The sequence below is a fragment of the Pseudomonas sp. GW460-LB5 genome, assembly GCF_059423245.1.
Genome location: NZ_JBWKXT010000017.1, coordinates 33,993 through 58,531 on the forward strand (window position 1 = coordinate 33,993; position 24,539 = coordinate 58,531).

At 62.6% G+C, this 24,539-nt stretch carries 24 protein-coding genes and 1 pseudogene; 12 read left to right on the forward strand and 13 right to left on the reverse strand.

What is annotated here, in order from left to right; all coding sequences use genetic code 11:
- Position 1: 1 nt before the first annotated feature.
- Positions 2-775, reverse strand: a complete 774-nt coding sequence (locus tag AC07XM_RS12790; protein ID WP_016488593.1) for a class II glutamine amidotransferase — start codon at positions 773-775, stop codon at positions 2-4.
- 17 nt (positions 776-792) lie between these two features.
- Positions 793-1,290, reverse strand: a complete 498-nt coding sequence (locus tag AC07XM_RS12795; RefSeq protein ID WP_016488594.1) for a hypothetical protein — start codon at positions 1,288-1,290, stop codon at positions 793-795.
- Positions 1,291-1,428: 138 nt separating this feature from the next.
- Between AC07XM_RS12795 and AC07XM_RS12800 the strand changes: the two genes are divergently transcribed.
- Entirely contained in the window at positions 1,429-3,471 is a 2,043-nt protein-coding gene (locus AC07XM_RS12800) for a S9 family peptidase (protein WP_102689710.1), read from the forward strand.
- Between the two features lie 136 nt (positions 3,472-3,607).
- Here AC07XM_RS12800 and AC07XM_RS12805 read toward each other — a convergent pair whose 3' ends face one another.
- The gene (locus AC07XM_RS12805) at positions 3,608-3,886 is read right to left on the reverse strand and encodes a hypothetical protein (RefSeq protein WP_095116753.1); all 279 of its coding nucleotides are present in this window, start codon (positions 3,884-3,886) and stop codon (positions 3,608-3,610) included.
- A 132-nt stretch (positions 3,887-4,018) separates the two neighbouring features.
- Here AC07XM_RS12805 and AC07XM_RS12810 point away from each other — a divergent pair, with 132 nt between their 5' ends.
- From AC07XM_RS12810 to AC07XM_RS12820, 3 genes are all read left to right on the forward strand, one after another.
- Positions 4,019-4,390, forward strand: a complete 372-nt coding sequence (locus tag AC07XM_RS12810) for a YajD family HNH nuclease (protein ID WP_016488597.1) — start codon at positions 4,019-4,021, stop codon at positions 4,388-4,390.
- A gap of 72 nt (positions 4,391-4,462) precedes the next feature.
- A complete protein-coding gene (locus AC07XM_RS12815; protein WP_016488598.1) occupies positions 4,463-4,933 on the forward strand; it encodes an RNA methyltransferase in 471 nt (156 codons plus the stop codon).
- A 79-nt stretch (positions 4,934-5,012) separates the two neighbouring features.
- Positions 5,013-5,351 carry a YgaP family membrane protein gene (locus AC07XM_RS12820; protein WP_102689711.1) on the forward strand — a complete coding sequence of 113 codons (339 nt, stop codon included), beginning with the start codon at positions 5,013-5,015 and terminating at the stop codon, positions 5,349-5,351.
- 89 nt (positions 5,352-5,440) lie between these two features.
- Here the strand turns inward: AC07XM_RS12820 and AC07XM_RS12825 are convergent, their stop codons facing one another.
- A complete protein-coding gene (locus tag AC07XM_RS12825) occupies positions 5,441-6,649 on the reverse strand; it encodes a hypothetical protein (RefSeq protein ID WP_016488600.1) in 1,209 nt (402 codons plus the stop codon).
- Between the two features lie 41 nt (positions 6,650-6,690).
- Positions 6,691-7,140, reverse strand: coding sequence for a YcgN family cysteine cluster protein (locus AC07XM_RS12830; protein ID WP_016498373.1), 450 nt, complete (start codon positions 7,138-7,140; stop codon positions 6,691-6,693).
- A gap of 144 nt (positions 7,141-7,284) precedes the next feature.
- On the opposite strand from AC07XM_RS12830, the pseudogene AC07XM_RS12835 reads away from it, so the two are divergent.
- Positions 7,285-7,836 (forward strand): annotated as a pseudogene (locus AC07XM_RS12835) (nitroreductase family protein); the annotation flags it as partial.
- Positions 7,837-7,857: 21 nt separating this feature from the next.
- Here the strand turns inward: AC07XM_RS12835 and AC07XM_RS12840 are convergent.
- The 4 genes from AC07XM_RS12840 to AC07XM_RS12855 all read right to left on the reverse strand — a co-directional run bounded on the left by AC07XM_RS12840 (position 7,858) and on the right by AC07XM_RS12855 (position 11,969).
- Entirely contained in the window at positions 7,858-8,790 is a 933-nt protein-coding gene (locus tag AC07XM_RS12840) for a D-2-hydroxyacid dehydrogenase (RefSeq protein WP_016488603.1), read from the reverse strand.
- A gap of 2 nt (positions 8,791-8,792) precedes the next feature.
- Positions 8,793-9,086, reverse strand: coding sequence for a YcgL domain-containing protein (locus tag AC07XM_RS12845; protein ID WP_016488604.1), 294 nt, complete (start codon positions 9,084-9,086; stop codon positions 8,793-8,795).
- Positions 9,083-10,216: a ribonuclease D gene (gene rnd / locus AC07XM_RS12850; RefSeq protein WP_016488605.1), complete on the reverse strand. Its 1,134-nt coding sequence runs from the start codon at positions 10,214-10,216 to the stop codon at positions 9,083-9,085. The genes AC07XM_RS12845 and rnd overlap by 4 nt, the downstream gene beginning before the upstream one ends.
- A 115-nt stretch (positions 10,217-10,331) precedes the next feature.
- Positions 10,332-11,969, reverse strand: coding sequence for a phosphoethanolamine transferase (locus AC07XM_RS12855; RefSeq protein WP_016488606.1), 1,638 nt, complete (start codon positions 11,967-11,969; stop codon positions 10,332-10,334).
- 252 nt (positions 11,970-12,221) lie between these two features.
- Between AC07XM_RS12855 and AC07XM_RS12860 the strand changes: the two genes are divergently transcribed.
- On the forward strand, positions 12,222-12,458 hold the full coding sequence (locus tag AC07XM_RS12860) for an HP1242/YdcH family protein (RefSeq protein WP_016488607.1): 237 nt from the start codon (positions 12,222-12,224) through the stop codon (positions 12,456-12,458).
- 157 nt (positions 12,459-12,615) lie between these two features.
- Here the strand turns inward: AC07XM_RS12860 and AC07XM_RS12865 are convergent, their stop codons facing one another.
- Positions 12,616-13,797, reverse strand: a complete 1,182-nt coding sequence (locus AC07XM_RS12865; RefSeq protein ID WP_102689713.1) for a trans-sulfuration enzyme family protein — start codon at positions 13,795-13,797, stop codon at positions 12,616-12,618.
- Positions 13,798-13,889: 92 nt separating this feature from the next.
- Between AC07XM_RS12865 and AC07XM_RS12870 the strand changes: the two genes are divergently transcribed.
- Positions 13,890-14,351 carry an Lrp/AsnC family transcriptional regulator gene (locus AC07XM_RS12870; RefSeq protein ID WP_016488609.1) on the forward strand — a complete coding sequence of 154 codons (462 nt, stop codon included), beginning with the start codon at positions 13,890-13,892 and terminating at the stop codon, positions 14,349-14,351.
- A gap of 126 nt (positions 14,352-14,477) precedes the next feature.
- On the opposite strand, the gene AC07XM_RS12875 is transcribed toward AC07XM_RS12870, so the two are convergent.
- Positions 14,478-16,808, reverse strand: a complete 2,331-nt coding sequence (locus AC07XM_RS12875; protein WP_102689714.1) for an FdhF/YdeP family oxidoreductase — start codon at positions 16,806-16,808, stop codon at positions 14,478-14,480.
- 225 nt (positions 16,809-17,033) lie between these two features.
- Between AC07XM_RS12875 and moaA the strand changes: the two genes are divergently transcribed.
- The 3 genes from moaA (at position 17,034) to AC07XM_RS12890 (ending at position 20,130) form a co-directional block, all read left to right on the forward strand.
- Positions 17,034-18,035 carry a GTP 3',8-cyclase MoaA gene (moaA, locus tag AC07XM_RS12880; protein ID WP_016488611.1) on the forward strand — a complete coding sequence of 334 codons (1,002 nt, stop codon included), beginning with the start codon at positions 17,034-17,036 and terminating at the stop codon, positions 18,033-18,035.
- 20 nt (positions 18,036-18,055) lie between these two features.
- Complete coding sequence (locus AC07XM_RS12885; protein ID WP_016488612.1) at positions 18,056-18,955, forward strand: bestrophin family protein; 900 nt, start codon at positions 18,056-18,058, stop codon at positions 18,953-18,955.
- 113 nt (positions 18,956-19,068) lie between these two features.
- The gene (locus tag AC07XM_RS12890; protein WP_080641082.1) at positions 19,069-20,130 is read left to right on the forward strand and encodes an RHS repeat-associated core domain-containing protein; all 1,062 of its coding nucleotides are present in this window, start codon (positions 19,069-19,071) and stop codon (positions 20,128-20,130) included.
- 30 nt (positions 20,131-20,160) lie between these two features.
- Here AC07XM_RS12890 and moaB read toward each other — a convergent pair whose 3' ends face one another.
- Positions 20,161-20,727 (reverse strand): molybdenum cofactor biosynthesis protein B, encoded by a 567-nt coding sequence (gene moaB, locus AC07XM_RS12895; protein WP_016488614.1) that lies wholly within the window; start codon positions 20,725-20,727, stop codon positions 20,161-20,163.
- Between the two features lie 140 nt (positions 20,728-20,867).
- On the opposite strand from moaB, the gene AC07XM_RS12900 reads away from it, so the two are divergent.
- Complete coding sequence (locus tag AC07XM_RS12900; RefSeq protein WP_016488615.1) at positions 20,868-21,755, forward strand: LysR family transcriptional regulator; 888 nt, start codon at positions 20,868-20,870, stop codon at positions 21,753-21,755.
- Here AC07XM_RS12900 and AC07XM_RS12905 read toward each other — a convergent pair.
- A complete protein-coding gene (locus AC07XM_RS12905; protein WP_016488616.1) occupies positions 21,743-22,525 on the reverse strand; it encodes an AraC family transcriptional regulator in 783 nt (260 codons plus the stop codon). The genes AC07XM_RS12900 and AC07XM_RS12905 overlap by 13 nt on opposite strands.
- Before the next feature lie 379 nt (positions 22,526-22,904).
- On the opposite strand from AC07XM_RS12905, the gene AC07XM_RS12910 reads away from it, so the two are divergent.
- Positions 22,905-24,518 (forward strand): APC family permease, encoded by a 1,614-nt coding sequence (locus AC07XM_RS12910; protein ID WP_102689715.1) that lies wholly within the window; start codon positions 22,905-22,907, stop codon positions 24,516-24,518.
- Positions 24,519-24,539: the final 21 nt, after the last annotated feature.

The following is a 24,539-nucleotide window of genomic DNA, read 5'->3' on the forward strand; positions in this document are numbered from 1 at the left end:
CTTAGCTCTGGCCGTGTGCCACGCACTCGCCGTGCCGCCACAGGGCCCATTGACCGGGCTCGTAGCGATGCCAGGTCTCGTTCTCGGTCAGGGCCTCGGTGGCAATCACCGTGACCACGTCGTTGGGGGTGGTTTCGGTATGAAAATCGACGATCAGGTCGACATCTTTCAACCGCGCGGCACCAAACGGCGCACGGCGGGTAATGTGCACCAGCTTGGTCGAACAGAAGCAGAACAGCCAGTCGCCATCGCTGAGCATGCAGTTGAACACACCCCGGCCACGGTAGCCGGCACAGGCTTCCACCAGCACCGGCAGCAGCTGTTCTACCGGCACCGGCTCGGGGAAAGCACTGCGGATGCGGTTGAGCAAGTCGCAAAAAGCCGCTTCGCTGTCGGTGTCGCCCACCGGCCGGTAGAAGCTGGCCTGCCCTTTGAAATCGCCCAGTTGCCCATTGTGCGCAAAGCACCAGTTGCGGCCCCACATTTCCCGCATGAACGGGTGGGTGTTGGACAGGCACACCCGGCCGACGTTGGCCTGACGGATATGCCCGATCACCACCTCGCTCTTGATCGGGTAACGCTGCACCAGGTTGGCCACTTCCGACTCGCTGCTCGCGGCCGGGTCCTGGAACAGGCGCAGCCCGCGGCCTTCATAGAAGCCGATACCCCAGCCGTCACGGTGCGGGCCGGTACGGCCCCCGCGCTGCATCAGGCCGGTAAAGCTGAAAACGATGTCGGTGGGGACGTTGGCACTCATGCCCAGCAGTTCGCACACAGGCGTGTCTCCTCCGCTTACAGACGGGGCTCGACCCGGCCATTGCCGCGGGGAACGGCAGGGCGTGGGTCGTCGCGGTAACGGTCGCCGCGCTCGGCGGCCAAGGGGGCTTGCCCGGCGACCTGGTCATCTTCATCCGCCTGGCGCTTGGCGGCCGCCTCGGCTTGCACACGCCGCTCACTGGCGCGTTTTTCCAGCGGCCAGCGCACCAGCACGAAGAGAAAATACAGGCCGAAGGCAATCATGCCGTACATGGCGAAGTCGGACACCGCACGCCAGGCGTTGTTGCCCACCTTGAAGGCAAGGTCCAGGGCAGTGATGGCGATGGCCGGGGCGAAGCTGTCCTTGACCGGGTCGACGACAGTCGGGGTCAGCAGCAGCACTGCCAGCACCACCCGCAGCGGTTCGCGCAGCCAGCGCCACATCCAGCCGGTAAGCTTGAAGGCCACCAGCAGGCAGCCCAAGGCGGCCACGGCGTACAGGCCCCAGGCAAAGGTGTAGTCGTTCTCGGTCATGGTGTTCGTGCAAGCCAGGCAAAGAGATGCCTATGATAAACACTTTTCCGGGCGCAGACAGTGTTTGCCTGTACCGGCCTCTTCGCGGGCGTGCCCGCCAAGAGGCCGGTACAGGCAAACCCAACGAAGAGACCCTCAATGCAAACCAAGCCCCAACCTCCCATCGCCCACGCCGATAACGCCGCCGACCCGTACGCCTGGCTGCAACAGCGCGACACCCCCGAGGTACTCGCCTACCTGCAAGACGAAAACGCCTACCAGGAAGCCTGCCTGGCCGACCAGGCACCGTTGCGTGAGCAATTGTTCGAAGAGATCAAGGGCCGCATCCTGGAAACCGACCTGTCACTGCCGGCCCCCTGGGGCCCCTACCTGTACTACACCCGCACCACCGCAGGCGACGAGTACCCACGGCACTACCGCTGCCCGCGCCCGGCAGACGACTCGAACACCGTCGATGAAAGCCAGGAGCAACTGCTGCTCGACCCCAACGCCCTGGCCAATGGCGGCTTTTTGTCGCTGGGTGGGTTCAACGTCAGCCCCGACCACCGCCTGCTTGCCTACAGCCTCGACACCAGCGGCGATGAAATCTACACCCTGTACGTCAAGGACCTGGCCACCGGCAGCATCACCGCCCTGCCCTTCGACGACTGCGACGGCAGCCTGACCTGGGCCAATGACAGCCAGACGCTGTTCTTCGCTGAACTGGACGACACCCACCGCCCTTGGCGCCTGCGCCGTCATACCCTCGGCAGCGACGCTGCGCAGACCGTGTTCGAAGAGCCCGACGGGCGCTTCTTCCTGCACTGCTACCGCACCAGCTCCGAGCGCCAACTGGTGCTGCTGCTGAACAGCAAGACCACCAGCGAGGCCTGGGTACTGGACGCCGAAACGCCGCAGGCGCCGTTCACCTGCCTGGCGCCGCGTGTCGAAGGCCATGAGTACTTCCCCGACCATGGCCAGCTCGATGGCGAGTGGCGCTGGTTCATCCGCACCAACCAGGACGGTATCAACTTCGCGCTGTACCAGGCCCCGGCCACACCGGTGCCCAGCCGTGCACACTGGCAGGTGCTGGTGGCACACCGCGATGCGATCATGCTCGAAGGCCTCAGCCTGAATGCCGGCGCGCTGACCCTGAGCCTGCGCGAAGGCGGTTTGCCGATCATCGAAGTACGCCCGCAAGGCCTGCCATGCTACCGTGTGGAACTCCCCGACGCCGCCTACAGCCTGTACGTGCAAGACAGCCTGGAGTTTGCCAGCACACGCGTACGCCTGCGTTACGAAGCGCTCAACCGCCCAGCCCAGGTGCGCCAGCTGGAGCTGGCCAGCGGCGCCCAGGCCGTGCTCAAGCAAACCCCGGTGCTGGGTGCGTTCGATGCTGATGACTACGTGAGCGAGCGCCGGTGGGCAACCGCAGCGGATGGCACCCAGGTGCCGATCAGCCTGGTGCGTCGCCGCCAGGACCTGGGCCAACCCGTGCCGCTGTACCTGTACGGTTACGGCGCCTATGGCGAAAGCCTGGACCCTTGGTTCTCCCATGCGCGGCTGAGCCTGCTGGAACGCGGCGTGGCTTTTGCCATCGCCCATGTGCGCGGCGGTGGCGAACTGGGCGAAGCCTGGTACCGCGCCGGCAAGCAGGAGCACAAACCCAATACCTTCAACGACTTCATCGCCTGCGCCGAACACCTGATCGCCGAGGGTGTGACCACTGCCGAGCAGTTGGCCATCAGCGGCGGCAGCGCTGGCGGCCTGCTGATCGGTGCAGTGCTCAACCTGCGGCCCGAGCTGTTCCGCTGTGCGATTGCCGAAGTACCGTTCGTCGACGTGCTCAATACCATGCTCGACCCCGAGCTGCCGCTGACCGTGACCGAGTACGACGAATGGGGCAACCCTGAGGAGCCGCAGGTGTATGAACGGATCAAGGCTTATGCGCCGTACGAGAATGTAAAAGCGCAGGCCTACCCGGCGATGCTGGTGGTAGCGGGCTACAACGACAGCCGCGTGCAGTACTGGGAAGCAGCCAAATGGGTGGCGCGCTTGCGCACGCACAAGACCGACAGCAACCTGCTGCTGCTCAAGACCGAGATGGGAGCTGGGCATGGTGGGATGAGCGGGCGGTACCAGGGGTTGAAAGATGTGGCCCTGGAGTATGCGTTCGTGTTTGGCGAATTAGGTATCGCCTGAAGGGAGGTTTGAGCACCTGCGCGATATCTGTGGGAGCGGGCATGCCCGCGAAGCAGTCAACGCGGTGCCTGGCACCGGCTACGCCGGTGTTCGCGGGCATGCCCGCTCCCACAGGACCGGCGCAGGCCGCTCATGCTCAATCATCCTGCACCGCCGGCTTCGGTGGGTCCTGGCGCAACCCCGGCAATGGCTGGTCCTTCGGCGGCCCGGGCACTGGCATTGGCGGCAACAAGGGCGCCCCCGGCTGGCTGTCGTAGGCTTTGGGCGGTGTACTCGGGGTGATCTGCGGGTATGGCGTGGGTGTGGGGGTGCCCGGTGCACCCGGCACTGGCGTAGTGAGGCGAGGTGGCGTGCTGGCAGCTTCGGCCAGGGGCAGGCCAGCCATCAGCAGCGCGGTCAGGATCGCGTGAAACATCAGCAACCTCCTGTCGGGAACCTTTCTACAGGCTACGCCTAAATCACCGCTTTCGCCTGTCCGCCTGCCCTGCAAGCGCGCTAGACTCAATACCATAACCGTCATTTGCCTGATCAGAACAAAGGAAACACCATGAGCTCCACCTCTTCCGCCGCCGCCACCGCGCGCCTTGATCGCATCCTGGCCGATGCCAAGCGTGACAAGGAAATGGGCTACCGCGACAAGGCCCTGAGAATGTACCCGCACGTCTGCGGCCGTTGCGCCCGCGAATTCGCTGGCAAGCGCCTGAGCGAGCTGACTGTGCACCACCGTGACCACAATCACGACAACAACCCGCAGGACGGCTCCAACTGGGAGCTGCTGTGCCTGTACTGCCACGACAACGAGCACTCGCGCTACACCGACCAGCAGTACTTCAGCGAAGGTTCCACCAGCACACCGAGCATCGCCAAGGCTACCCACAACCCGTTCGCCGCGCTGGCGGGCATGTTGAAGAAAGACTGACCATCGATTCGGCCCCCACTGCTACCGGGCAGCCCGTATAATCGCGCTTTTTTTCGCGAAGGGCCCCGGTACGTGGCAAACAAACGATACAGCTGCATCGGCCTGTTCAACCCCAAGTCCCCAGAAAACGTGGGCTCGGTGATGCGCGCTGCGGGTTGCTATGGCGTCAATTCGGTGTTCTACACCGGCAAACGCTACGAACGTGCGCGTGACTTTGTCACTGACACCAAGCGCGTGCACTACGACATTCCGCTGATCGGCATCGATGACCTGCAGCGCATCGTTCCGCTGGGCTGTACCCCGGTGGCGGTCGAGCTGGTGGAAGGTGCGCGGCCACTGCCGGAATATACCCACCCGGACCGGGCCATCTACATCTTCGGGCCGGAAGACGGCAGCCTCAGCCCCGAGGTGCGGGCATGGTGTGAAGAGACCATCTACATCCCCACCGAGGGTTGCATGAACCTGGCCGCGACCGTGAATGTAGTGCTGTATGACCGTTTGGCCAAAGGGCTGAATACCCGCTCTGGGCCCAAGTTCAAATAAAGTTGCCGGTGAGCGCCCCGAGTGAACGCGGCTGACACCCTGCTGGTCAGCTGCTTACATTTCACACGGAGGTCTTGCCATGTTCGATATCCATTCTGCTGCGTCTTCGCAGCACAATGTCCATGGCCTGGAACGGGTCAGTTCGCTGGCTGGAGGAGCACTGATGGTGAGCAAAGGGCTGCGCCAGGGTGGCTTTATCGGCTTGCTGCAGCTCGTGGTCGGAGGTATTGCGGTGGCACGCGGGGTCAGCGGGCATTGCTCGACCAAGGCGTGGTGGCAGCGACATCGGCAGGAGTACCACCGGTTGCGTTCGGATATAGAACGCAGTGCGGTGGAGCTGGAGGCGTTGAAGGCCAGTGCCAAGGCGGCGACACGGGGAGTGACGGTGACCGGGAAGGATCCGTTGGCAGACAGCTGATCTTTGTATCGTCTGGGCTGGCCTCTTCGCGGGGCAAGCCCGCTCCCACAAGTACCGCACAGGGTTCGAGGTACAGGCCCCAGGGATGTCTAGCGCAACACCTTGCTCTGCAGCACCTCGGACTTGCGCCCCATGACGTTCTCGCTGATTTGCACAAAGTCTTCAGTGCTTACGCTGGGCAAGCGCATCAGCCCGCGTACCACATCGTCCAGCGAACGCTTGGCCTGTGTGTGGATGCGGATTTCCTTGTCCAGTGCCTGCAGCAAGATCACCCCACGGGCCACCTGAGCGGGGCTGGCGCGTTCGCCCTTGAGCCGGGTGACCTTGGCGCCCTGCTTGCTCAGGCGTGCCTGCCAGGCCTGATAGCGGTCGTCGCTCACCCCGCCTGAACGGCGCAGCAACTCGCTGGCGTAGTAGTCGGTCAGGCTTTCCACCAGCCAGTCACTGCCGTCACGCCCATGGATCTGCGCGAACAGCTGCACCATTTCGCGCAGCAACGGGCTGCTGCCGTTCTCGCTGATCATCGGCCGGGCGCTGTGCAGGTACAGCGAACCCTGCGCTGCCATTGCCCCGCGCCACATGCCGTCACGGGCACCGACCAGCAGCAGCTTTGGCGGGTTGCGCGGGAACACGGCCTGCAACTGCGGCCAGACATAGGTCAGCAAGGTCAGGCTGTCCATGCGCCGCATGCCCTGCCCGACCGGTGCGGCCACAGTGACCTCGGTATCGCCCAGGCGGGCACGGCGGCTACCCAGGTCGCCGGCCAGCATCCAGCCAGTCGGGCGGTCGAACAGGCGCGAAACATTGTCGATGCGGAACTTGTCCTTGCCAATGCGTGGCCAGGACGTCTCGATACTCTTCCAGCCCTCGGGCAAGTCGAACGCCAGGCGTGCCACAAGCTCCGTGCCATCTTGCTGGTCAAGCCGCGCAGGCGGTACCAGCTGGTCGCCGAGGAACAACGCCCAGTGAGGGGTAACACGCGAGGAATAGGCACCGCTGGCGAGCTTCTGGTCCAACTGCACGCGGTAGCTGAGGCTGGTCTTGCCGGCCGCCGGCTGCCACACGCCACGCTGGCCCTTGAGTTGCCATTGGCCATCGGTCTGGAAGCCGCTGAAGGCCGCCGCCTTGCCCAGGTCGAAGTCGAGGCTGCGCACGGCACTGCCTTCAGCCAGGGTCAGGCGGACTTCCGCTTGGCCACTGGCGGGCAACAGGCGCACCTGGTAGTCAAGGTCGACCTTTTTCGCCCAGGCTGGCGAACTGGCCATCAGGCCCAACAGCAACAACAGCTGGCAACGCATACAGAAACTCCTTGTTTCCCCGTGGCAGCGGGCCGCGCCGGTCAGCTGGCGCGGAAGATCAGGTGGTCTTCCCAGTCGTCTTCGTGCACATCCTGCTCCCTGAGCATACGCCCCGACTGGGAAATGCGCTGTTCATGGACCTGCTGGCGATCGCCACAGACAAGGTGGTGCCAGGCCGGCAGGTCCTTGCCCTCGCTGACCAGGCGATAACCGCAGGTGCTTGGCAGCCACGTGAACTGGTCGGCCTTGCCCGGGGTGAGCTGGATGCAGTCCGGTACATGCGCGAAGCGGTTGGGGTAGTCGCTGCACTGGCAGGTATCCATGTCCAGCAATTTGCAGGCGATACGCGTGTAATAGACGCTGTTGTCGTCTTCGTCCTCAAGCTTTTGCAGGCAGCACAGGCCGCAGCCGTCGCACAGCGACTCCCATTCTTGCGGGCTGAGTTGCTCGAGGGTCTTGCGCCGCCAGAACGGCGCGTTTTCAGCGATCATCACACGGTTTCCTGCATTCATCTTTAGGGCCACGGCGCGCGGCGGCGCCAGTCTAGAGCCTGGCCATCGGCAAAGCCAGACCGCTTGTCAGTCGCGACGGGACGCAGTAGCGTGCGGGTTTCCCGTCCGTTTGCAGGAGCTGTCATGAGCGCCAACCCCCGCATTGCCGATTACGCCATCAACGAACAGTTCATCAACCGCTGGTCGCCACGCGCCTTCACCGCCGAACCGATCAGCGAACAGACCCTGCTGAGCTTCCTGGAAGCCGCACGCTGGGCACCGTCGGCGTACAACTCGCAACCTTGGCGCTTCCTGTATGCCCGCCGCGACACGCCAAACTGGGAGCGCTACCTGAACCTGCTGGTGCCGTTCAACCGCAGCTGGGCGCAACAGGCCTCGGCGCTGGTACTGATCATTTCCAAGACCACCTTTGCAGCCCCGGGCGCCACGGAAGAAAAACCGGCGCTGTGGCACACCTTCGACACCGGCTCCGCCTGGGGCCACCTGGCCCTGCAGGCCAGCATCAGCGGCTGGCATACCCATGGCATGGCTGGTTTCGACCAGGACTTGGCGCGTCAGGAACTGAAGATTCCCGAGGGCTACGTGCTGCATGCCATGGTGGCGATCGGCAAGCTGGGTGACAAGGCCAGCCTGGATGAAGCGCTGCAGTCGCGTGAAGTACCGAGCCCGCGAAGAGGCCGGCACAGGCAACATCAATCAGTAGCCCCGGGCAAAGTCCACTTCCCCACGCAACCCCTGCCCCGCTTCATAAGCCCGCACATTCTCGACAAACAACCGCACCATCGCTGCCGGCGAGGTGGGTGCCGAGCTGTGCCCGGTCAACAATAGCCCCCAGGCGGTCCAGAACGGGTGCTGCCGGGGCAACGGCTCCTGCCGGCAGACATCGATCACCGCTCCGGCCAGATGGCCCTGCTTCAGTGCCTCTACCAGGTCGGCATCGACCACGGCCGCGCCACGCCCGGCATTGATGAACAACGCCGTGGCCTGGAAGCACTTGAACAGCGCCGCGTCATACAGGTCGTGGGTAGCAGGGGTGTCCGGCAGCAGGTTGAGCACGTAGTCGGCCTGGCCCACCATGCGTGGCAAGTCGGCCAGCGCAGCCACCTCGACGAACGGTGCCTGTTCCCGGGCGCTGCTGGCTACGCCGTACAGCACCACACCAAACGGCTGCAGGAACTCGGCCACCCGCTGGCCAATGTCGCCGGTGCCGACAATCAGCACCTTGCGCCCTTCCAGCGTGCGCCCCGGGCGGTCATCCCAGCGCCGCTCGACCTGGCTCACCAGGCGCGACAGCACCTCGCGCTCATGGCCGAGCATGTAGGTCAGCATGTACTCGGCCATCACCTGGCCGAATATGCCCACCGCACGGGTCAGGCGATAGTCACGCGGCAGGCCATCGGCCAGCAACGGCGTGATACCGGCCCACGTCGATTGCATCCATTCCGGTTTGAGGCCCTGGCGTAGCAAGCTCGCCAGCAAGTCCGGCTGGCCCAGCCACACCGTGCACTGCGCTGCCTGACGGGCCAGCTCGGCGGAGTCACCGCTGGTCAGGATTTCCACGTTCGGCGCTGTTTCGCGCAAAAGCCCGGCGTAACGAGCATGGTCATGCTCAGCAATCAGTACACGCATGGTCAGACCGGGTCGTTACGGCGCAACAGCTCTTCGGGCAGGTGCTCGATGTACTCATCTTCCAGCGGCGGCATCTGCAGGTGGTAGCCCTGGTTATCGAGGTTTTCCAGCACCTTGGTGATGTCCTCGCGGGCCAGCTTGCGCTCGGGGCTAAGCACCAGGTCAAACGCGTGCATGGGGGTGCCAAAGGCCGGCAACAGGCCTTCGGGCACACGCTCCAGGCCGTCGGCCTTGAGCACGTACAGGTACATTTCGTTCTTGCGGGGGCTCTTGTAGATCGAGCAAATGCGTTTCATCGGGTTTCTCCGGCAGCTGCCAGGTTGTCCAGCAGGGCCTGGCCCATGCGCTCACGGCGCCAGCCGCGCAGCGAATCGGGCAGTTGATAAGGGCCATGGGGGTAGCCGGTCTTGAGCAGCGCTTCCAGGGCTTTCTTGCGCAGCATCAGCTCGGGGGCAATGCCCAGGCGCTCGCCTTCGGCCTGGCCGATGGCACGCAGTTGCTTGAGAATGCCCGCAGCCTCGATCGGCAGTGGTTCAGGCAACGGCGCTGGCCACTGCTCGGCAGGCAGGCTGCCGGCGCGCTTGATCAGCTGCACGAGAAACTCACCGTCCTGACGAATGGTGCGCGGGTGCATCTCGTCGATCTTGGCCAGCGCCGACAGGTTGTTCGGCTGGCTCTTGGCCATGGGCCACAGCGAGTGTTCCTTGAGGATGCGGTTGCGCGGCACATCACGGTTGCGCGCTTCGCGCTCGCGCCAGGCGCACAGTTCGCGCAGCACCGCCAGTTGCTGGGGGGCCAGCTTCCAGGCGAGCTTGACGTCGCGGTACAGGCTTTCGGGCTCGACTTCACGGCGCAATGCGGCCACCAGCTCGGCGCCGTCTTCCAGCACCCAGGCGTACTTGTCGTCGGACAAACGCGGGCGCAGCACCGTGAACAGCTCGGCCAGGTGCACGGCATCCTCGGCCGCATAACTGATCTGGGTTTCAGAGAGCGGGCGCTGCAGCCAGTCGGAGCGGGTCTCACCCTTGGGCAGCTCGATACCCAGCACCTCCTGCACCAGGCGCGAATAGCCCATGGAGAAGCCCAGGTTCAGGTAACCGGCAGCCAGCTGGGTGTCGAACAGCGGCTGCGGCAGCTTGCCGGTCAGGCGCAGCAGCACTTCAAGGTCTTCGCTGCAGGCGTGCAGCACCTTGACCACACCGCAGTCTTCCAGCAGATCGGCCAAGGGTTGCCAGTTGCCGATCAGCAGCGGGTCGATCAGGAAGGCCCGCTGGCCGTCACCGATCTGAATCAGCCCGGCTTTCGGGTAGAAGGTGTCGACCCGCATGAATTCGGTGTCGACGGCGACGAAGGGCAGTTGGTGCCAGTCGCGGCAGTGTTCGGCCAGGCTCTGGTCGTCACGGATCCAGTGAATTTCGATGGCCACGAGGCTCTCCCACTAACATTGGCGCGCAGTATATACGGCGCGGGCACTGCTGGTGAAACCCGGGCCATCCTTGATATCGATCAGTGGTGCTGTTTGTGAGTGAAGGAACGGCATTTCAGCGCTTGGCCGCCAGCCAAGGCCGGCAGCTGGCGAACATGTCCAGCGACTGCTGGTAGACCTCGGTGCGCACCTGCAACAGGCCGAGCATGGAGTGGAACAGGTTGTCCTGCGACAGCGGGGCATCGCTGAGCTTGGCCAGGCAGTCGGTGTCGAGGCCGAAGTCCTCCTTGTAGCTGTCGGAGAACCAGGTCAGCAGCGGCACGTGCTTTTGCTGCTCAGGGGCGATGGGGTAAGGCGTGCCATGCAGGAACAGGTTGTACTCGCCCAGCGACTCGCCGTGGTCGGACAGGTAGATCATGGCCGTGTCGACCTTGTCCTGTTTGCTGCGCAAGGTGTCGATCAGCGAAGCCAGCACCTTGTCGGTATAGGCCAGGGTGTTGTCATAGCCGTTGATGATCTCCTGCTCGCTGCACTGGTTAAGTGCGTTGCTCTGGCATACCGGCGTGAAGCGCTCGCCGCCACTGGGGTAGCGCTTGAAGTATTCCGGCCCGTGGCTGCCCATCTGGTGCAGCACCAGCACGGTGTCCCTGTCGAGGTTGTCGATCAGCTCGTCCAGACCTTGCAGCAGGATCTGGTCATGGCATTCGCCATTGGCGCACAGTTGGGGGTCCTTGAGGTTGCTGACATCAATGAACTGCACGCGGTCGCAGGTACCCTTGCAGCCCGACTGGTTGTCACGCCACTGCACGGCCAGGCCGGCACGCTGGAGAACGTCCAGCAACCCTTCGCGGTTCTTCGCCACGCGGGCATCGTAATCCTTGCGCTTCATGCCCGAGAACATGCACGGCACCGAGACTGCGGTTTCCGTGCCGCACGAGTGCACATCGGAAAACGCCAGCAGGCCTTGTTCCTTGGCCAGGTTCGGCGTGGTATCGCGCTCGTAGCCCAGCACGCCGAAATGGTCTGCCCGGGCACTTTCGCCGACGACCAGCACCGTCAGCGACTTGCGCTCGTGTTTTTGCCAGGCGGCATCTCGCTTGGCATCTTCGCCATAAGACTGGAATGGGCGCGAGGCAGTACCGACCCGCTCGCTGACATAACCGATGGAGGCCCCAACGATATTGCTCGGGGTCAGCATCAGGCGCAGTTCGTGGTGGTTGCGAAACAGCGACGACAACCCTTGATAATTGACCAGCGCTACCGAGCCAAGGGCCACGACACAGGCACCACTGACCACCAGCTTGCCCAGCAGCTCGCGGTGCCAGGGGCGGTAAGCGATTTGCACCTTCCACAACAACACTGACGGCAAGACACCCAATAACAGGATATAGGCAGCAAACTTCAGCGACATCAGATCGCGCACTTCTGCAACATTGGTCTCAGCCATATTGCGGAACATGCCGGCATCAATCAGTACACCGTACTGGTTCATGAAGTAAGCCGCGCCCGCGCCACTCATGAACAACACGATGAGTACCGGCTTCAATACATAACGGAAGGCAACCAGGGTGAGAATGAGGTTGAAGGCGAACAGCATCAGCACCGCAAACGCCAGGCTCAGCCAAAGCCCTGACAGGCCGGCGGGCACCACCTCTTGCAAGTGCTCCCAGAGAAACATGTTCAAGCCAATCAGCAGGTAAAGGCTGGCCAGCAGCGTGACCCATTCAGTCCGCAGGGATTTAAGGTTGAGCATCAGCGTTCGCAATCAAGAGTGATTATCAGCCCCCAGGCCGGATGGCACCGTGGGAAAGTTGGGCGAACTCTAGAAAGCGCATCATCAATTTTTTGTGAAAAAGACGGTAACAATTTCGTGAAGCGTGGTCTTTTATCAATTTCGTGAAAGTCATTCAGCTGCCATTCAGCGTGGCCGCCCTCACAAGCCTGCGCAAACGCGGCTATCCTCAGTGGTCAGGACCTTACCGACAACCCTGACAGAGGTGAAGAAATGCCAGTTCCGCATGATCTGCTCGCTGACCTGCACGTTACCGCTGATGCATTCCAGGCGCTCATTGACAAGGACCAGGCGCTGCACGCGCTGCACAAGGAATACAACGCCAAGGACAAGGAGGTGGTCGCCGCCGAAGGCAACGGTACCAACGACGACGCCGTCAACCGGCTGCGCAAGGAACGGTTGCTGATCAAGGACAAGATCGAACGGATCATCCATCCGCCCAAATCCTGATTGATTTCACAGGCCTGAACGCGCCATGTGGGAGCGGCCTTGCGCCGCGAAAGGGCTGCGTAGCGGCCCCAAGGTTTCAGCAATAACGCATAGATTGCCGGGGCCGCGCTGCGGCCCTTTCGCGGCACAAGGCCGCTCCCACAAGACCGCGTTTATATCAGCCCGCCGCTGATGCCTTCAAAGCACCATCCAGGTCCTCGATCAGGTCGCGGTAATCCTCGATCCCCATCGACAACCGCAGCAGGTTCTCGCTGATCCCCATTACGCCTTTCTGCTCCGGGCTCAGCGAGCAATGCGACATGGTCCACGAGTGGTTGATCATGCTCTCCACCCCGCCCAGCGAGTCGGCCAGCACAAAGATCTGCAACGCCTCCACCAGGCGGTTGAGCGCGGCGCGGTCGCCCTTCACCTTCATCGCCACCACCGCCCCGCCACTGCGCATCTGGCGTTTGCACAGTTCATGCTGGGGGTGGCTTTCCAGCCCCGGGTAATACACCTGCTCGATCTGCGCATGCCCTTCGAGAAAGCGTGCCACCTGCAGGGCGTTGGCACACTGGCGCTCCATGCGCACATCCAGGGTCTTCAGGCCGCGCAGGGCGAGGTAACAGTCAAATGGCCCCTGCACCGCGCCAATCGCCATGCTGAAGCGGCGCAGGCGTGCCAGCAGTGCATCATTGGCCGCCACTACCACGCCACCGGTCAGGTCGGAGTGGCCGCCGATGTATTTGCTGGCGGAGTGCATCACCAGGTCCACGCCCAAGGTGATCGGGCGCTGGTTCCACGGTGAGCAGAAGGTGTTGTCGATGCAGGTCAGGATGCCCCGCGCCTTGGCCAGGTCGCACACCGCCTTGATGTCGACCAGGTGCAGCAACGGGTTGGTCGGCGACTCGATCCAGATCAGCTGGGTTTGCGGCTTGATGGCGGCGGCCACAGCCTCAAGGTCGTTGAGGTCGACATAGGTGGTGGTCAGGCCCGAGGTACGGCTGCGGTAGTCCTCCAGAATGCGGAAGGTGCCGCCATACACGCCGTTCATCACCACCACGTGGGCATCCTTGGGCAGCAGCTCAAGCACGGTTGCGGTGGCATTGACGCCCGAGGCACAGGCCACAGCGCCCACGCCTTCTTCAAGGGCAGCGACACAGGTTTCGTAGGCATGCCGGGTAGGGTTGCCGACGCGGCTGTAGGAGTATTCCGGCTTGTCGTCCAGGCTGCGCTTGGTGAAAGAGCTGGCGGTGACGATAGCCGGGAAAATGGCGTTTTCGGCAACGCTGAACTGCTCCCCGGCGTGAATGGTACGGGTGGCGAAATTGCGCGGCTTGTCGGACATGGTCAGGCCCATTGGCAGAGTGAAGGCTGCAACTATCGCACAACCCAAATCGTCTGGCCTTGGGGTAATCTGTGAAAAATTTTTCTACACGGCCCGCGCGCGATATGGACAGTTTCGACCAGCACATACTTACCCTGCTTCAGCGCGATGCCTCGATCGCGCTCAAGGACCTGGCCGAGGCCGTCAACCTGTCCACCACGCCGTGCTGGAAGCGGGTCAAGCGCCTGGAAGAAGAAGGCTACATACTCGGCCGTGTCGCCCTGCTGGACCCCGAACGCCTGGGGCTGGGGCTGACGGTGTTCGTCCAGCTCAAGACCCAGCGCCATGACAGCGCCTGGCTGGAGCAGTTTGCCGCGACCGTGACCGGGTTTGAGGAAGTGATGGAGTTCTATCGCATGTCGGGGGACTGGGACTACATGCTGCGGGTGGTGGTGGGGGATATTGCGGCGTATGACCGGTTCTACAAAAAGCTGATTACCCGCACCGATGGGCTGTCGAACATCACCTCCAGTTTTGCCATGGAGCAGATGAAGTACACCACGGCTTATCCGGTGCATCGTTCCTGATTCTGTATGGCTGCACCGGCCCTATCGCCGGCAGGCCAGCTCCCACAGGTTTATCACAGGTTCTGAAAGCTGTGCAGTCCCTGTGGGAGCTGGCTTGCCGGCGATAGGGCCCTTGCAGGCAACCCGTCAATCCGCGGCCAACACCGCCGCAATGCGGTTCCCTGCCTTGGCTTTCTCGACCTTGATCGCCACAAATTTCGAGGTAGGGGTGTAGGTCCCCTCGCCATAACTTTCCAGCGGCACCAGTGGGTTGGTCTCCGGGTAATAAGCCGCCGCCTGCCCCTCAGGCACGTCATACGCCACCAGGCGGAACCCAGAAACGCGCCGTTCCACGCCGTCCTCCCACAGCGACACCAGGTCCACCTGCTCACCCGGCTCAAAGCCCATGCGGCGGATGTCGGCCTCGTTGACGAACACCACTTCACGCAGGCCAAACACCCCGCGGTAGCGGTCATCCAGGCCATACAGGGTGGTGTTGTACTGGTCATGCGAGCGCAGCGTCTGCAGGATCAGGTCGGGCTTGTCACCCCGGGCCAATACCTTGGCGTTGATCAACTCTTCCGGCAGTGCGTGGGGCATGAAGCGAGCCTTGCCCGTGGTCGTGCGGAAGTTGCGATCGGCGGCATTGTTGCCCAGGTGGAAACCGCCCGGGCTATGCAGGCGTTCGTTGAAGCCGGTGAAACCTGGGATCACGTCGGCGATCATGTCACGAATGCGGTTGTAGTCGGCCACCGCATACTCCCAGTCGATCGGCTGGTTGCCCAGCGTGGCCTTGGCCATGCCGGCGATGATCCACGGCTCCGAGCGCATGTGCGGCGAGCGTGGGCGCAACTGGCCGTTGGAGAGGTGCACCATGCTGAAGGTGTCCTCCACGGTCACGCCTTGCGGCCCTTCGGCCTGCAGGTCGATTTCGGTACGGCCCAGGCACGGCAGGATCAGTGCATCGCGGCCGGTGACCAGGTGCGAGCGGTTGAGCTTGGTGGAAATCTGCACGGTCAACGCGCAGTTCTGCAATGCCGCGTGGGTGCGCGGGGTGTCCGGGGTGGCTTGGGCGAAGTTGCCGCCCAGGGCGATGAACACCTTGGCCCGCCCCTCCTCCATGGCTTTGATCGCCAGCACCGCGTTGTGCCCGTGGGCACGCGGCACACGGAACTGGAAGCGTTTTTCGATGGCGTCGAGCAACGCCGGCTTGGGCTTCTCGTCAATGCCCATGGTGCGGTCGCCCTGCACGTTGCTGTGGCCGCGCACCGGCGACAGGCCGGCCCCAGGCTTGCCAACGTTGCCGCGCAGCAACTGCAGGTTGACGATTTCCTGCACGGTAGGCACCGAATGGCGGTGCTGGGTGACGCCCATGGCCCAGCACATGATCACCCGCTCGGCCTTGCGGTACATGCGTGCGGCCAGCTCGATCTCGGCCAGGGTCAGGCCCGACTGTTTGACGATGTGTTCCCAAGAGGTGGCGTCCACCGCTGCCAGGTAGTCATCGACGCCGCTGGTGTGCTCGGCGATGAAGGCATGGTCGAACACCGCCGGCTCGCCCTTGGCCTGGGCTTCGCGCTCCCACTGCAACAGGAACTTGGCAATGCCGCGCATGGCTGCCATGTCCCCCCCCAAGGCCGGGCGGAAGTAGGCGCTGGACGTCGGCTCGGAGCCGTTGCTGAGCATTTCGAACGGGTGCTGCGGGTGCTGGAAGCGCTCCAGACCACGCTCTTTGAGCGGGTTGAAGCAGACCACCTGTGCCCCACGCTTGACAGCTTCACGCAGCGGTTCGAGCATGCGCGGGTGGTTGGTGCCGGGGTTCTGGCCGATGACAAAGATGGCGTCGGCCAGCTCCAGGTCGTGGAACACCACGGTGCCCTTGCCCACCCCGAGGGTTTCCGACATGCCTGCGCCGCTGGCTTCGTGGCACATGTTCGAGCAATCGGGGAAGTTGTTGGTGCCGTAAGCGCGCACGAACAGCTGGTAGAGGAACGCCGCCTCGTTGCTGGCCCGGCCCGAGGTGTAGAACTCGGCCTCATCTGGCGACTGCAGCGCACGCAGGTGCCTGGCGACCAGCTCGAAGGCCTCCTGCCAGGTGGTTTCGACATAGTGATCGATGGCAGCGTCGTAACGCATCGGGTGTGTGAGGCGGCCTTGGTATTCGAGCCAGTAGTCGGTCTGCTCCCTCAGCGCGCTGACGCTGTATTTGGCGAAGAAAGCCGGGTCGACCGAGCGACCGGTCGCCTCCCAGTTAACCGCCTTGGCGCCGTTTTCGCAGAACTTGACCATGTCGCTTTCCGGCGACTCGCCCCACGCACAGCCGGGGCAGTCGAAGCCGCCGTTCTGGTTGGTCTTGAGCATGGCCCGCAGGTTCTTGAAGGCATTTTCGCTGCCCAGCCAGCTTTTGGTGACGCTCTTGAGCGCCCCCCAACCGGCGGCGGCGCCCTTGTAGTCCCTGATGTGTTCGTCCTGGCTCATGCGATGAATCCTCACGCTTCGATGCTTTTTTCCAGCCTATTGAGCGTGAGGCAGGGGCGTCCAATCGAAAGATCTTACGGTGTGATAAGCGGTTTCGATCATGGGCCGGGAATGTGGTTGCAGCCATGATAGAGGCCGTCGATCAAGCAGTCGGACAAAGCAATTTGACGCCCCTGCGGCCAGGTTATAGCTTGGAGATGTGTCCCAACCCATTCGAGCGCGAACGTGGAACAGAACAGCCGGGCCCTGATTGACGGCTTCAACCGGAAAATCGACTACCTGCGGATGTCGGTCACCGACCGCTGTGACTTCCGTTGCGTCTACTGCATGGCCGAAGACATGCAGTTTCTGCCGCGCCAGCAGATCCTCAGCCTCGAAGAACTGTTCCAGGTGGCCGAGCGCTTCGTCGCCCTGGGCACCCGTAAGATCCGCCTGACCGGCGGCGAACCACTGGTACGCCAGGGCATCGTCGACCTGTGCGGGCGCATCGCAGCCCTGCCCGGCCTGCGCGAACTGTGCCTGACCAGTAACGGCTCGCAACTCGGGCGCCTGGCACAGCCACTGTTCGACGCGGGGGTCTCGCGCCTGAACATCAGCCTCGACAGCCTGGATGCCGACCGTTTCAAGCAACTGACCCGCACCGGCGACCTGCATCAGGTCATCGCTGGCATCGACGCCGCGCGCCAAGCCGGCTTCAAGCGCACCAAGCTCAACTGCGTGGTGCTCAAAGGGCGCAACGACCATGAACTGGTCGACCTGGTGCGCTTTGCCATCGATCGCGAACTGGACATCACCTTCATCGAAGAAATGCCGCTAGGGGTGATCAGCGAACACGAGCGCGGCGAGTCGTTCTGCTCCAGCGACGAAGTACGCGCGCGCCTGGCCGAGCAGTTCACCCTGATCGAATCCACCGAGTCGTCCCAGGGCCCCGCCCGTTACTGGCGTCTGGCAGAAGCGAACACCCGGGTAGGCTTCATTTCGCCGCACAGCCACAACTTCTGCGCCACCTGCAACCGCGTACGGCTGACGGTCGAAGGCCGGCTGCTGCTGTGCCTGGGCAATGAACACTCGGTGGACCTCAAGCACGTGCTACGCGCCCACCCCGGCAACGCCGAACGCCTGGAAAAGGCCATCCGCGATTCGCTGCACCTCAAGCCGTACCGCCATCACTTCGAAGTCGGTGGCGACGTGCAGATCCTGCGCTTCATGAACATGACCGGCGGCTAAGCGGCCGTCTCTGGATATCCATGATCGTCCACCCAACCCCTGATGTGCTGCGTGTGCTGTTCACCCTCAAGGGTTCGATCGTCAAGCGCATTGCCCTGCGCTGCCTGATGGTGACCCTGCTGGCAGCGCTGATCGTGCTGATCGAGCGCCATTACCCGGCGTTTTTCTACCCGGTGAGCGCCACGCCGTTCACCTTGCTTGGCCTGTCGCTGTCGATCTTCATGAGCTTTCGCAACAACGCCTGCTATGACCGCTGGTGGGAGGGCCGCAAGGCCTGGGGCAAGCTGATCATCGAAACCCGCTCGTTCGTGCGCGAAAGCGTGGTGATTGCTGACGACCACCTGCGTACGGAGCTGCTGCGCAGCCTGTGCGGTTTTGCCCATGCACTGAATGCACGGCTTCGTAACGAGGATGATCTGGCAGCCGCTCGGCCGTGGCTGGCCCGGCCTGAGAGGATCAGCCCGCACAACGTGTGCGACGGCATCCTGCGTGAGATTGGCGAACACTGTTCGCAGTTGGCCGCACAACAGCAGATCAGCGACTGGCGCTACAGCCTGCTGGAGCAACGGCTGGTGGGGCTGACCGAAGTACAGGCCACCTGTGAGCGGATCAAGGGCACCCCGTTGCCGTTCCCCTATACGCTGCTGCTGCACCGCACCATCTACATCTTCTGCCTGCTGTTACCGTTTGCCCTGGCCGAGCCGCTGGGCTGGCTGGCACCCCTGTTCACCACCATCGTGGGGTACACGTTCTTCGGACTGGATGCCATTGGCAACGAGCTGGAAGACCCGTTCGGGCGCGATGAGAACGACTTGCCTACTGATGCCATGGTGCGGACTGTGGAGCGCGATGTGCTTGGGGCTCTTGGAGTCGAGCCGCTGCCGCCGTTGCTCCTACCTGTGGACTATGTATTGCGCTGAGTAATTAAAAAGCCTGCTCGCATAGAATCCAGCCTTAAAGCCACTAGCATTTTTACCAGTTTACAGTATCCAGAGACGAGTTAAGGTGAGGTTATTTCTACGGAAGCGCCACCATGAAAAGCCCAAGTCCTCAACGCGTATTTTACAACGGAAACAAATTAAGCTTACTTATTCAAGGCAAAGAACACACTGCTATCATGCACGGCGGAAAATTGCCACTTGCTGAAAAGGTACTAGCAGGCGGGGACGCAATAGCCCACACCCGCATGCTAAGCACTGACCGCCTAGGTTCTACAATAGTTAGCTCGATAAACGCTGAGCAGCACGAATTAGCATTCACCCCATACGGGTATATCGATCCACTTCTAATCAAATCACTACTGGGCTTTACCGGCCAACTGCGGCAAGCCGGGACAGGATGCTATCTATTAGGCAGCCGCCGAGCCTTCAACCCGATAACAATGAGATTCAACAGTTATGACGACCGAAGCCCTTTTGCAGAAGGTAATATCAATGGGTATGCTTATTGTGGGTGCGACCCTATAAATTACACTGACCCTTCCGGGAGATCGCGATGGGGTTGGTTCAAGAAACATATACTCCGAACCCCTAATACAAAAAAATATGATGTCGCTTTTGAGCATGGCCGACAACAAGGCTACAACGAGGGAAGCGCTGCCGCCAGTAGTGAATATCACAAAGGATTCAATGCCGGCCGCAAGACTGGGTATGACGAAGGACTCAATGCCGGCCGCAAGACTGGGTATGACGAAGGACTCAATGCCGGCCGCAGGGCTGGGTATGAAGAAGGACTCATTAAAGGACATGAAATCGGAAAGCAGGATGGCATGAAATTCGGCTCCGTTTGGGGATTTGCCGAAGGAAAAATATCGGGAAGCAAACGACTCGATCGCCCTCTTCTAACTGCCGCCGAACGATTTGAGCAACTCCCAACATTACCATTGCCTCTCGATTCGGTAACCAGCAAGTACTACAATGCCGATCAAAATAAAACACTCAGAACCCTGGCCGACCTTCTACACCAGGAGGGCGGGATGGAGCCCCTATACCATGGTCGCACTTACAAGCTAGACTCAAGTGTCGATAGCCAACGCTACATGATTTCAATTCGGCAAGGGCGTATATTATCACGCTTCAACCCTAGCGGCCGCTGACCGTCTATCAGCTCACTGAGGCTTTGCGCCTTAAATGTATATCTGATGATGGCAGTCGTTACTACGCCCCGACATCACTCTTACCGGGGTCAGGTGCTTCACGAAATTACAAGGCCGATGCCGGGCATCCAGCTGCTCGGCCAGAATCCCCTCCCACCCCGTGCGGCAGGCGCCGGTCGAACCCGGCAGGCAGCACACCAACGTGCGGTTGGACAACCCGGCCAATGCCCGGCTCTGGACGGTCGAGGTGCCGATATCCAGAATTGACAACGCCCGGAACAGCTCGCCAAAACCGTCGATGCGCTTGTCCAGCAGGCACTCAACTGCCTCCGGCGTGCTGTCTCGCCCGGTAAAGCCGGTGCCGCCGGTAATCAGCACCACCTGCACCTGCTCGTCGGCAATCCAGGTCGCCACCTGCGCGCGAATCTTGTACAGGTCGTCCTTGAGCAACGCCCGCGCCACCAGCCGGTGGCCGACCTCTACCGAACGGCTGGCCAGCAGTTCACCGGAGGTGTCATTGTCATAGGTACGGGTGTCGCTGACGGTCAGCACGGCGATGTTCAGCGGTACGAAGACCGCATCGGGTTGGACGCGCACGGTAAAACTCCTTGAATGGCATTGTCGACACGCTAGAGGCACGGCCCGAGGGCGTCCAATCGATATGGCGTACCGGGCGATCAATGACATCTATCGCAGACGTGGGTTAAGGTCTGCATAACCAGACGCCAGGCACTTTCATGGACATCAAGCAGCTCAAGTTCCTCATCGCCCTCGACCAGACCCGCCACTTCGGCCAGGCGGCGGCGCTGTGCCATATCACCCAGCCAACGCTGTCCATGCGCCTGCGTAACCTGGAGGACGAACTGGAGCTGGTGCTGGTCAAGCGCGGCCAGCGCTTCGAAGGTTTTACCGAGGCCGGCGAGCGCATCCTGGCCTGGGCCCGCACCTTGCTCGCAGCCCACGATGGCCTGCAAGCCGAGGCCGCCAGCTGCCGCGGCCAAGTGGTCGGTAGCCTGCGCCTGGGTACGGTGCCGCTGGCCAGCTTCAACCCCATGCACCTGCTGCTGCCACTGCGCGAAAAATACCCCGAACTGCACTTTCAGCTCAGCTCGCTAAGCTCGGAACAAGTCATCGACGGGCTCAGCCGCAACCAGCTCGACCTGGGTATCTGCTACCTGGACCAGGTCAACACCAGCTTTTTCGAAGTGATCGAACTGGGCACCACCACCATGGGCCTGTTGCACGACACCCGGCACTTTCAATTCGCCGACGCCCCGCTGCGCTGGGATGCCCTCAGTGACATACCACTGGGCTTGCTGAGCAAGGGCATGCACTACCGTCAATCGCTGGACCTGAGCTTCCGCAGCCGCGGTCTGGAGCCGAATGCGGTGCTGGAAAGCGACTCGACCTTCCAGCTGATCCAGGCCATCAATACCGGCATGTGCTGCGCGATCATGCCGCTGGACTGCGGCCTGGAAGACCTCAGCGAGCACCTGCGCATCCTGCCGGTGGCCGACGCCGCCATTCACAGCCCGGTCGGCCTGCTGCTGCGCCGCAGCGAGCCGCGCTCGGCGATTGCCGAACAGTGCTTTGCCGAGGCCCGGGTGCTGTTTCAAGCCACCTGATCGCTGGTTGCCTGGCGGTACTGGCGCGGGGTAAAGCCGGTCAGTTGCTTGAACTGGCGGCTGAAGGCGCTGTGGTCGGTATAGCCGCAGCACATTGCCACTTCGGTGATGGGCAGGTCCGAATGCAACAGGCGGTGGGCGTGCTCCAGGCGCGCCTTGTGGATCATCTGCCGGGGCGTGAGGTGGAACACCCGCTTGCAGTAGCGCTCCAGCTGGGCCACGGAAATATTGGCGATACGGGTGAGCTCGCCCATGCTGATCGGCTGGTGAAAATGCTGGCGAATGTGCTCGTCCACCGCGGCCAGGCGTTGATAGGCAGGGTGACTGTCGGCGGCTGATTGCAGGTCGACCGAAATGCCAACCAGGCCGATGATCTCACCCGCCTGGTTGTACAACGGGCGCTTGTGGGTCAGGCACCAACCAGGCTCGCGGCTGCCGTACAGGTGCAGCTCCAGCTGGTCCTCCAGCACCCTGCCTTCCTTGAGCACCCGGCGGTCCTGTTCGGTGTAGCCGGGCCCCAGCTGCGCCGGGAACACTTCGGCGCTGGTCTTGCCCAGCAGCGGTTGCAGGCGCTTGAGGCCGCAACGCTGGACCAGGGTGTTGTTGGCCAGCACATAGCGGGCGGCCGGGTCCTTGATGAAGATCGCAGCGTTGGGGATGGCGTCGAGGATCGGCAGCAGCAGCGATACACCGGCGAGCAGGGCCTCGAGGGTGGCGGGGCGGTGCTGGTCGAGGGACTGGTAGAGGGTTGCCAGGGGGGTATTGGTCATCTTCTCTATCTCGGTTTGCTGGGCCCGCCTCTTCGCAGCGCACGGCTGCTCCTGCAGCGACCGCAGAAGGCTTGATAGCCATGCGGTTCTTGTAGGAGCCGCCTTGTGCTGCGAAGAGGCCAGCACTGGCAATGTCTCTCTCAAACCCTTATCCGGTATGGCCTACAGCCTATCCACCAGCACACCCTGGCCGCCAGCATTTTTTGCAACTGTGCCGATTTCGTCATCCCCCCTGCAGAAAACCATCAAGAACCGTCGCCCCGACCGGTTCACTCTATGCCCCACGCAAGCCGCCCAAGTCCTACAAGAGCGCGGCCCAAAAAGCCGCATCTCGTGACATCAGACCTGCCTATCCAATAACCAACAAAAAGGCGAACCCATGTCAGGCAAATTCAAAAAACAGTTATCACTGCTGGACCTCACCTTCATCGGCCTGGGTGCCATCTTCGGCTCCGGCTGGCTGTTTGCCGCCAGCCACGTGTCGGCCATCGCAGGCCCGGCCGGCATCCTCTCCTGGTTCCTCGGCGGTTTTGCCGTACTGCTGCTGGGCATCATCTACTGCGAGCTGGGCGCTGCCCTGCCCCGCGCCGGTGGCGTGGTGCGCTACCCCGTTTACTCACACGGCCCACTGCTCGGCTACCTGATGGGTTTCATCACCCTGATCGCCTTTTCCAGCCTGATCGCCATCGAAGTGGTCGCCTCACGCCAATACGCCGCCGCCTGGTTCCCCGGGCTCACCAAGGCCGGCTCCAGCGACCCGACCGTGCTCGGCTGGTTGGTGCAGTTTGCCTTGCTGGGGCTGTTCTTCTTCCTCAACTACCGCAGCGTGAAAACCTTCGCCAAGGCCAACAACCTGGTCAGCGTGTTCAAGTTCATCGTGCCGCTGCTGGTGATCGGCGTACTGTTCACCTTCTTCAAGCCAGAAAACTTCGAGGTCCAGGGCTTTGCCCCGTTCGGCCTGTCCGGCGTGGAAATGGCCGTATCGGCCGGCGGCATCATCTTCGCCTACCTGGGCCTGACGCCGATCATTTCAGTGGCCAGCGAGGTGAAGAACCCACAGCGCACCATCCCTATTGCACTGATTTTGTCGGTGCTGCTGTCCACCGCGATATACGCCCTGCTGCAACTGGCCTTCCTCGGCAGCGTGCCGACCGAAATGCTGGCCAACGGCTGGGCCAGCGTGACCAAGGAACTGGCCCTGCCTTACCGTGACATCGCCCTGGCCCTGGGCGTCGGCTGGCTCGCTTACCTGGTGGTGGCCGACGCCGTGATCTCGCCCAGCGGCTGCGGCAACATCTACATGAACGCCACCCCGCGGGTGATCTATGGTTGGGCGCAGACTGGCACCTTCTTCAAGTACTTCACCCGCATCGATGCAGAATCCGGCATCCCGCGCCCGGCCCTGTGGCTGACGTTTGGCCTGTCGGTGTTCTGGACCCTGCCGTTCCCATCGTGGGAAGCGCTGATCAACGTGGTCTCCGCTGCCTTGGTCCTGAGCTACGCCGTCGCCCCGGTCACCGTCGCCGCCCTGCGCCGCAATGCGCCACAGATGCCGCGCCCGTTCCGGGTCAAGGGCATGGCCGTGCTCGGCCCGCTGTCGTTCATCATCGCCGGGCTGATCGTGTACTGGTCGGGCTGGAACACCGTGTCGTGGCTGCTGGCCCTGCAAATCGTGATGTTCGTGCTGTACCTGCTGTGTGGCCGTTTCGTACCCACCCAGCACCTGTCGCTGGCCCAGCAAGTTCGCTCCTCGGCATGGCTGATCGGTTTCTACGCGGTGACCATCCTGCTGTCGTGGCTGGGCAGCTTTGGCGGCCTGGGGGTAATCGGCCACCCGCTCGACACCGTGGCCGTGGCCGCCTGCGCGCTGGGCATCTACTACTGGGGCGCCGCGACGGGCGTGCCTGCCCACCTTGTGCGCCTGGAAGGTGAAGACGAAAGCGAAGCCAGCGCTGAAACCCACACCGGCCGCCCTGCTGCCGTCGCTTCCTGATCTTTTACGCAAGGGACAAGC

What these genes read in the sequence shown, in the direction of transcription:
- AC07XM_RS12795 (WP_016488594.1), bottom strand. Translation starts at nt 1,290, where the DNA reads ATGACCGAGAACGACTACACCTTTGCCTGGGGCCTGTACGCCGTGGCC.
- AC07XM_RS12800 (WP_102689710.1), top strand. Translation starts at nt 1,429, where the DNA reads ATGCAAACCAAGCCCCAACCTCCCATCGCCCACGCCGATAACGCCGCC.
- AC07XM_RS12805 (WP_095116753.1), bottom strand. Translation starts at nt 3,886, where the DNA reads ATGTTTCACGCGATCCTGACCGCGCTGCTGATGGCTGGCCTGCCCCTG.
- AC07XM_RS12810 (WP_016488597.1), top strand. Translation starts at nt 4,019, where the DNA reads ATGAGCTCCACCTCTTCCGCCGCCGCCACCGCGCGCCTTGATCGCATC.
- AC07XM_RS12820 (WP_102689711.1), top strand. Translation starts at nt 5,013, where the DNA reads ATGTTCGATATCCATTCTGCTGCGTCTTCGCAGCACAATGTCCATGGC.
- AC07XM_RS12825 (WP_016488600.1), bottom strand. Translation starts at nt 6,649, where the DNA reads ATGCGTTGCCAGCTGTTGTTGCTGTTGGGCCTGATGGCCAGTTCGCCA.
- AC07XM_RS12830 (WP_016498373.1), bottom strand. Translation starts at nt 7,140, where the DNA reads ATGATCGCTGAAAACGCGCCGTTCTGGCGGCGCAAGACCCTCGAGCAA.
- AC07XM_RS12840 (WP_016488603.1), bottom strand. Translation starts at nt 8,790, where the DNA reads ATGCGTGTACTGATTGCTGAGCATGACCATGCTCGTTACGCCGGGCTT.
- AC07XM_RS12845 (WP_016488604.1), bottom strand. Translation starts at nt 9,086, where the DNA reads ATGAAACGCATTTGCTCGATCTACAAGAGCCCCCGCAAGAACGAAATG.
- AC07XM_RS12855 (WP_016488606.1), bottom strand. Translation starts at nt 11,969, where the DNA reads ATGCTCAACCTTAAATCCCTGCGGACTGAATGGGTCACGCTGCTGGCC.
- AC07XM_RS12860 (WP_016488607.1), top strand. Translation starts at nt 12,222, where the DNA reads ATGCCAGTTCCGCATGATCTGCTCGCTGACCTGCACGTTACCGCTGAT.
- AC07XM_RS12865 (WP_102689713.1), bottom strand. Translation starts at nt 13,797, where the DNA reads ATGGGCCTGACCATGTCCGACAAGCCGCGCAATTTCGCCACCCGTACC.
- AC07XM_RS12870 (WP_016488609.1), top strand. Translation starts at nt 13,890, where the DNA reads ATGGACAGTTTCGACCAGCACATACTTACCCTGCTTCAGCGCGATGCC.
- AC07XM_RS12875 (WP_102689714.1), bottom strand. Translation starts at nt 16,808, where the DNA reads ATGAGCCAGGACGAACACATCAGGGACTACAAGGGCGCCGCCGCCGGT.
- AC07XM_RS12885 (WP_016488612.1), top strand. Translation starts at nt 18,056, where the DNA reads ATGATCGTCCACCCAACCCCTGATGTGCTGCGTGTGCTGTTCACCCTC.
- AC07XM_RS12890 (WP_080641082.1), top strand. Translation starts at nt 19,069, where the DNA reads ATGAAAAGCCCAAGTCCTCAACGCGTATTTTACAACGGAAACAAATTA.
- AC07XM_RS12900 (WP_016488615.1), top strand. Translation starts at nt 20,868, where the DNA reads ATGGACATCAAGCAGCTCAAGTTCCTCATCGCCCTCGACCAGACCCGC.
- AC07XM_RS12905 (WP_016488616.1), bottom strand. Translation starts at nt 22,525, where the DNA reads ATGACCAATACCCCCCTGGCAACCCTCTACCAGTCCCTCGACCAGCAC.
- AC07XM_RS12910 (WP_102689715.1), top strand. Translation starts at nt 22,905, where the DNA reads ATGTCAGGCAAATTCAAAAAACAGTTATCACTGCTGGACCTCACCTTC.